The sequence below is a fragment of the Methanocella sp. genome, assembly GCF_035506375.1.
Lineage (GTDB): Archaea > Halobacteriota > Methanocellia > Methanocellales > Methanocellaceae > Methanocella.
Window position 1 is genome coordinate 21,302 of the sequence record NZ_DATJPM010000062.1, and the last position, 6,951, is coordinate 28,252.

The following is a 6,951-nucleotide window of genomic DNA, read 5'->3' on the forward strand; positions in this document are numbered from 1 at the left end:
ATGCCAGAACACAGGATATCCATCGTCATACCGGTCTACAACTCGGAAAAGACTATCGGAGAGCTAGTCGGACAGCTCGAGCTGCAGCTTCGGCCAATGCTCGATATCGATATCATACTGGTGAACGATGGGAGTACGGACAGGAGTTTCCAGGTACTCGAGGGGCTTTCGAGAAAATACGATAACGTTCGCGCGCTGAACCTGTCCCGCAACTTCGGCCAGCATAACGCGACCATGGCGGGCCTCAACTATGCAAAAGGCGAGTACGCCGTCACGATGGACGACGACCTCCAGCATCCGGCGGCGGAAATATTCAAGCTCATCGCCGAGATCGATAAGGGCCATGACGTGGTTTACGGGGAATACCCGAAAAACGAGGGCTTCTTCAGGAACGCCGGGAGCATGGCCAATAGCCTGATGATGGAAATTATGATCGGCAAGCCCCGCGGGCTAAGGTTTTCCAGCTTCCGGATCATCCGGTCCTTTGTGGTAAAGGAAATGGTCAGGTACGATGCGCCATACCCCTATTTAGACGGGCTGATCCTGCGCATCACACGGAACATCGGCACGGTGAAAGTGGAGCACCGGGAGAGGGAAAACGGACGCTCCAATTATACGATAAAAAAGCTGCTGAGCCTCTGGATGAACGGGTTCTTGAACTTTTCCATACTTCCCCTGAGGCTCTTTGCCTATATCGGGATCGTCTTTGCCCTGGTAGGATTTTTATCAGCGGCCGTGATCATAGTGAGAGCTATATTCTTCCTGGTGCCTGTCCAGGGATGGGCGTCGCTGATCGTTTCGACCCTGATATTCTCGGGCGTACAACTGCTATCGCTCGGAATGATCGGCGAATACATCGGTCGTATATACCTGACGCAGAACAGGACCCCCCAGTATGTGATAAGAGAATCAATAGACCCGGGAGCTCGCGGCAAGGATGGCGCCCCATTAAAGGAAAATCCCATAGAAGTAAAGCGGATCTAGGCCCACTACAGGTTAAAGGCCGCCACGCCGAAGACGATCAGTACGATAGCAATGATCCTGTTTTTACTGAGAGGCTCGTGGAGAACGGCGACAGACAGTAAAGTGATCGCAACGTAATTCAAGGCCATAAAGGCGGAAAACACTTTGAGGTCGATGCCCATTAACGCCAGCACCGAAAGTATGGTCACAATAAACAATATCGCATAGCCAGAAAGCGTGTAAGGGTTAAGATACATTCCCAAAAAGCTTTGCTTATTATGCGACCCGAGCTTCAGGCATAGCTGGCCCATCCCGGTCAATAGAATGCATAATATCACCAGGATATAGGCGTTCATATGGCAGCACCGTCCTTTGCCAGGAAATATACCCCCGCGGAGATGGCCAGTAATCCCAGCACGTTCGCGGCCGTTATGCCCTCGTTAAAGAGCAGAAGCGACGCGAGCAGTATGATAAAGTTGACCAGGCTCATGAACGGATAGGCGAACGAGAGCTCATAGTTTTTCAACGCCATCTGCCAGACGACAGCCTGGAGCATGAGGCATACCATTTTCAGGACATAAAAAATATTCGTCAAGATCAGCACGATGCTGACGCCGGTGAGCGAGTTGGCCGCGTACTTATTAAAGATGGAGCTGAGCGCCTGGAACAATATGGCCAGGACGATGAAGATAAACGCATATTTGTTACGCTCGGCCATGGCACTACATCCATTTATGAAGCACGTATACCGGGTCCTTGAACTTAAAGCCGCACTCCGAATAGAGATTTAACGCCGGGATGTTGTTCAGCGACAGTACGGTCGAAAATCCCTTAAAGCCCTCGTCCTTTACGTGCTGGCACGTGGCAGCCAGAAGTTCCATGCCCAATCCATGGCCTTTCCGGCCCTCGTCCACGCCCATCAACGCCAGATATGCCTCATCCCCCGAGCCATGGACGATGGAGAAGCCCCTCACTACACCCTCATCGTCGAGATACAATACGTCGTCTCCCGAATTGAAGCTATTATCCACCCAGTAAGCGTATCTTTCGGACGCCTTTTCACCCGAGAACCCTTTATCCGCATGAAACCTGTCGTATACAAAAGTCCGACAGGCTATGCCCTTTATCGCCTCGATCGTATCCCCGGTCGCACCGGCCAGCGGGCTCCCCACGAGGTCACTATATCTGGCATCATGTCTCCGCAGGTCGCCGATATAAGGCTGGATCGTCTCTTCGATGAAGACATAACCGCCCTTCTGCAGCTTATAGAATATTTCCTTTTCTACCGCAGGGACCTTTACACATACCATCCTGCAATTTAAATCCTTCAGGCGGCGCTCAAAGGAAGATATCAAAATGTCGAATTTTTCCATATTGCTGATCTCTATGCCTGAGGCCTCGACGATAGTGAACCCGAATATTTGGGAATCCCATGGAACTAAACCATAGCGTATGGTATTGCCCTGCTCACTAAATTCCTGATCTACGATCTTCAAGGCCATAAGCTCACGATCATCGATGAAATTAACATACAGTTCCCGTTGATATTATAAATATTATGCCAACAGGGATTTATTGAATATTTACTTATTAAAGTACTCCAATCCGGCCATATGGGTTTCGGCGAAAGCTGTCTGGCAGTTGTCTTGTTCAACCAATAATTACCAGGCTGCCATTACTGATTTAAAAAAATATTGCGGTACCAAGGATTTATATATGTTTATTTTTAAACTCAGGCGATAATCGAAATAACAGCGTTTAACGGGTCGGAGCATGGATAGGGGTATAATAGGCCGATTTAAGCAAAATAGTACATCAATCCTGATTATCGTGATGTTACTTTGCACGATCATCTACTGCCTTACAGCGGCGCTTCCAAAACACGGCGATTTTTGGATATTGAACTACAAAGCGAAGGCTTTTTCGCTGTACGGCTTTGATTTTACCGGACAGGTCCCCGTTTATTATCCCAGCGCATTCTATATCCTGCAGGGAACCTGGATCGCCCTGGGCTCGCAGATCTTTGGCTATGATCTTCATTCCTGGACGACCAATTTTAGCCTCGTGCCCGCCTTTTTCCAGGTGTGGTGCACCATACCATTTCTGATCTGCTTACTTCTTATTGTGGCTATATCCTATTTCGGCCTGAAGAATAAATGGCTGGCCCTCCTGGCATTCGGGACGCTCTCCTTCGTCAGCGTGGCCGTGATGGGACAGCTCGAGGTCTTTTGTGTCGTTTTCATGCTGCTGTCGATGATCGTCTTCCTAAAAGCCATTAACGAAAAAGACGAGCTTCTCGCCCTATTAAGTATTTTACTACTTGGATTATCGGTCTCGTACGTGCCATTTGCCGCGTTCTTACTTCCGGTCTACCTGATCTTTTCAATACTGATCTTGAGAATTAAAAAATACGATCTGCTTAAGACGTCAGGTTACCTGATATTGTCGATTTTTCTTTTTATCATTTCCTTTATTGTTCTATGGCTAATACATCCGGCGTCGCTCCTGCAAATGTCGACGAACGGTGAGCCTGGCTGGCTTATAAATCTACAGCTCGGACCCGTTGACTTGCCCCCATATCATGTGCTCTCCATATGGCTGCTGGGTTATATCGTAATTCTATATGATTCATTTTATAACCTGATATATTACCCCGAAAAAATGCTTAACGATCGCCGGTACTTTATTTACTATAGCTTTGTCACATACGCGTGGTTTTTCATCGCCGTCTTTACGCATCCCCAGTGGTGGCTCATCTTATTGCCCTTGATTCTCCTGGTGCTCGATAATTTCAGGAACAGGCTCAATTACCTTTTTGCCTTCGCCCTGATGTCGCTCTTCATCTTTTTACCCATGATGTGGACCAATAACATCGATACGGTCCTTCAATATTATTTGCCCACTTTTGATATTACAGCAAATTACGCCATCGTATTATCCACGCTGATCGTGTCCGTATTGGTCGTATGGGCACTCCATGTTCGCAGGGAGTTACGAGACGATGTGCCGTCCGATGCCGCAGGCGAGAGGCCTCTGGCGGATATGGTATACCCGATATTGATCACGTTCGCGCCGTATGCAATATGTTTTTTTGTCGGCCTCGCAGCCGTGGCCACCATCGGGTGCGCAAGCATTGACTTCGCAGATAACTCGACGGCCGTGCCGGGCGGAGAGATCTATGGAAATACGACGATCAGCCAGGCCTTCACATCCTTGTATGATCACCTAAATTCCGTCGACGTGCTGATGCAGGGCAACGGGCGTGCCAGCTCTGATGAGGTCCTGTTCCACCTGAAAGAATCGCCGACATCCGGGGACATCGCAGTGGTCAGCGCGAATGCAGGGGATATACAGAACAATAAGTATCATAGCTTTAAATTCCAGCAGATCCCCGACTCCAAAGGTAAAACATATTACTTTTCGATCGAATCCACCCGGCAGGAACCAGGTAATGCAGTCGCGGTATTCGTTAATGCCTGGGGCGATCATCAGGGCGATATCGTCTTCAGGCTGCATTATAAGCCCGGTCTTCAAGAGACCCTGTCTTTTATAGGCAATAAGTATCCGATCGTATCATTATAGTATTTGATCGTATGCCGATTTTTTAAGCATTCTTTTACCTATGGGCTTTTATGCCAAATGTCAAGTCTTGATCGAGAAATCCTCTCGATCCAGCGTTAAGTTGGGGCTATAATAAGGATCCCCGGCGTCGATGACGCCGCCCCACCGGCCCCTCACCAGCTTAACCTCTTTTTCAAAGCGCTCGATCTTCTCGGGCGTATCCTCGTATCCCCGGCTGTACGACTCGTGGTGGTACAGGCTGGCGTATGGGGTATAAACGATGAGGTACCCCTTCCGCCTTATCTTAAGGCACAGGTCGACGTCATTGAAGGCGATGGAGAGGTTCTCGTCGAAGCCCCCGACCTCCTCGAAGACGTCCCTCCGGACCATCATGCAGGCGGCGGTCACGGCGCTGACGTCCTGGATGAGGTCCACGCGGCCGAAGTAGCCATGCTCGGGGCCGATATACCATTTATGCGAATGCCCGGCAACGCCTTTTTCAACGACGCCGCCCGTTAGGCCTAATATCACGCCCGCATGCTGGACCATGCCGTTAGGGTATAGCAGCTTGCATCCCACAGCGCCCACCTCTTTGCGCTGTGCGTGCTCCAGCATGGCCGATAGCCAGCCGGGGTCGATGACCTCCATATCGTTGTTTAAAAATAGCAGTACGTCCCCGCGGGCGGCCTTCGCGGCCATGTCGTTGATGGCGGAAAAATTGAAGGGATGGTCGTATTCAAGGACTCGGGCGATATTCTTCTCCCGGAGCTCCTCAAAATATCCATACGTTTCTTTATCTTTACTATCGTTGTTCACTACGATGATCTCGAAATTTTTATAATCGGTCTTTCCGATTATGCTGTCTATGCATCGCCTCAACACATCCACATTATCCCTTGTTGGTATGATGACGCTGACCAGGGGAGAATACAATATCTTGCGCTTAACTCGATATGAGGTCGGCCAGGCGCCCTCCTCGACTACTGCATCTATGCCGTTCCTTCTAAGGTAATCCGTGATCGCCTTTTCCCCTGCCGTATGCGCATATCCTTTTTTATCCAGGTCAGTGGCAGTAGAGCCGGGAGTCGTCCTCCAGTGATACAGGACCTTGGGCACGTGGCATATTTTGCCTGCTTTTTCTATGATACGCAAAGTAAGGTCATAGTCCTGGCTTCCCTCGAAGCCTTCGCGGAATCCGCCGATCTCGTCCACGAGCTTTTTCCTGTAGACTCCGACGTGGCAGGTGTACATGTACGATAAAAAGGTATCCTGGGACCAGTCGGGCTTGAAGAACGGGCTGCTCCTGTTGCCCCCGATATCGATCTTGTCCTCGTCGCTGTAGATCATATCGGCGTCAGGGTGGTCCTGGAGGAGTTTGACGATTTCATACAGCGCGTCCGGTGACAGCTCGTCGTCGTGGTCGAGGAGCGCCACGTATTCACCCGTCGCCAGGGATAAGGCTTCGTTCGAGTTCGCCGCGATACCGAGGTTATTCTCCAGGAACCTGACCTTGATCCTTGAGTCTTCACTCGCATAACTGCGAAGGCATTCCTTAACGTCGCCTTTCGTGGATGCATCGGCCAGGCAGAGCTCCCAGTTATCGTACGTTTGCGCCAGCACCGATTCTACGGCCGCCTTTATCCAGGCAACCTCGGGATTATAAACGGGAGTAACAACGCTGACCTTCGGCCGGTAATTAAAGCTTTTAGATACATCTCGATGCCTCTCCAGCTCTGAGGCCACAGGCTCGTTCTTTAAGATCCATATATCGTATAGCGTCTTCCTGCCAGCGTTCCCGAAGGCCTGGAAGCCGATCGCGCCTTTCAGGGACGTGTCGTCGTAAAGCAGCTCCAGCCTTTCGGAGATGTATGACCTATCATAGGATACGGCGAGCTTTCCATCCCTTACCATCAGCTTGAAATTGAAGGTCTTCCCGCGGCTGCCCTTTATGGGAGCGAAATTGAATGAAGTGTAGCCGTTTTCTTTTATCGACGGGCTGTCGAGCGATGTTTCCCGTAACAGGTGTCCTGCTCCATCGCGAATTAAAAGGGTAGCACTGCAATTATCGTCTCTGCCCAGGGTGTAGAGCCTTACCTCGAAGAGGTTATCCGCCGGAAAGAGGAACCTGCCGGCGAGGGATTTTTCCACGCTATACCGGCTGCCCGAAGTTATGGGGATATCCAGCAGCGGGACCCTTGAGGTATCCACCGATCTTTTAAACAGCCAGCCTTTGAACTTACCTAAAAACGCCCGAATGCCATGCTTTTTGATGATGTCCAGGCCTATGATGGAGAGGTTCTGGAATTTTTTTACCCGGGCGCCAGGCGTGTAGGAAAATACGCTCAGGCCGAAGCGGGCTCTCGCTTTTTTATCGGACATGGCTTAATAATCTTGTCACCTGCACTTTAATAATCCTTGTGCAAGTCC

Annotated in this window: 6 protein-coding genes; 2 read left to right on the forward strand and 4 right to left on the reverse strand. The window is 50.1% G+C overall.

Annotated elements, in window-relative coordinates:
• The gene (locus tag VMC84_RS08335; protein WP_325379554.1) at window positions 1–984 is read left to right on the forward strand and encodes a glycosyltransferase family 2 protein; all 984 of its coding nucleotides are present in this window, start codon (window positions 1–3) and stop codon (window positions 982–984) included.
• Window positions 985–989: 5 nt separating this feature from the next.
• Here the strand turns inward: VMC84_RS08335 and VMC84_RS08340 are convergent, their stop codons facing one another.
• Genes VMC84_RS08340 through VMC84_RS08350 form a run of 3 tightly spaced genes read right to left on the reverse strand, consistent with a single transcriptional unit; the run spans window position 990 to window position 2,459 of the window.
• The gene (locus VMC84_RS08340) at window positions 990–1,319 is read right to left on the reverse strand and encodes a hypothetical protein (RefSeq protein ID WP_325379556.1); all 330 of its coding nucleotides are present in this window, start codon (window positions 1,317–1,319) and stop codon (window positions 990–992) included.
• A complete protein-coding gene (locus VMC84_RS08345; protein ID WP_325379558.1) occupies window positions 1,316–1,681 on the reverse strand; it encodes a hypothetical protein in 366 nt (121 codons plus the stop codon). Before VMC84_RS08345 ends, VMC84_RS08340 begins: the two co-directional genes overlap by 4 nt.
• 4 nt (window positions 1,682–1,685) lie before the next feature.
• Entirely contained in the window at window positions 1,686–2,459 is a 774-nt protein-coding gene (locus VMC84_RS08350; protein ID WP_325379560.1) for a GNAT family N-acetyltransferase, read from the reverse strand.
• A 334-nt stretch (window positions 2,460–2,793) separates the two neighbouring features.
• Here VMC84_RS08350 and VMC84_RS08355 point away from each other — a divergent pair, with 334 nt between their 5' ends.
• Window positions 2,794–4,545 carry a hypothetical protein gene (locus VMC84_RS08355; RefSeq protein WP_325379562.1) on the forward strand — a complete coding sequence of 584 codons (1,752 nt, stop codon included), beginning with the start codon at window positions 2,794–2,796 and terminating at the stop codon, window positions 4,543–4,545.
• A gap of 60 nt (window positions 4,546–4,605) precedes the next feature.
• Here the strand turns inward: VMC84_RS08355 and VMC84_RS08360 are convergent, their stop codons facing one another.
• A complete protein-coding gene (locus tag VMC84_RS08360; protein WP_325379564.1) occupies window positions 4,606–6,903 on the reverse strand; it encodes a glycosyltransferase family 2 protein in 2,298 nt (765 codons plus the stop codon).
• Window positions 6,904–6,951 lie beyond the last annotated feature (48 nt).

What these genes read in the sequence shown, in the direction of transcription:
- VMC84_RS08335 (WP_325379554.1), top strand. Translation starts at nt 1, where the DNA reads ATGCCAGAACACAGGATATCCATCGTCATACCGGTCTACAACTCGGAA.
- VMC84_RS08340 (WP_325379556.1), bottom strand. Translation starts at nt 1,319, where the DNA reads ATGAACGCCTATATCCTGGTGATATTATGCATTCTATTGACCGGGATG.
- VMC84_RS08345 (WP_325379558.1), bottom strand. Translation starts at nt 1,681, where the DNA reads ATGGCCGAGCGTAACAAATATGCGTTTATCTTCATCGTCCTGGCCATA.
- VMC84_RS08360 (WP_325379564.1), bottom strand. Translation starts at nt 6,903, where the DNA reads ATGTCCGATAAAAAAGCGAGAGCCCGCTTCGGCCTGAGCGTATTTTCC.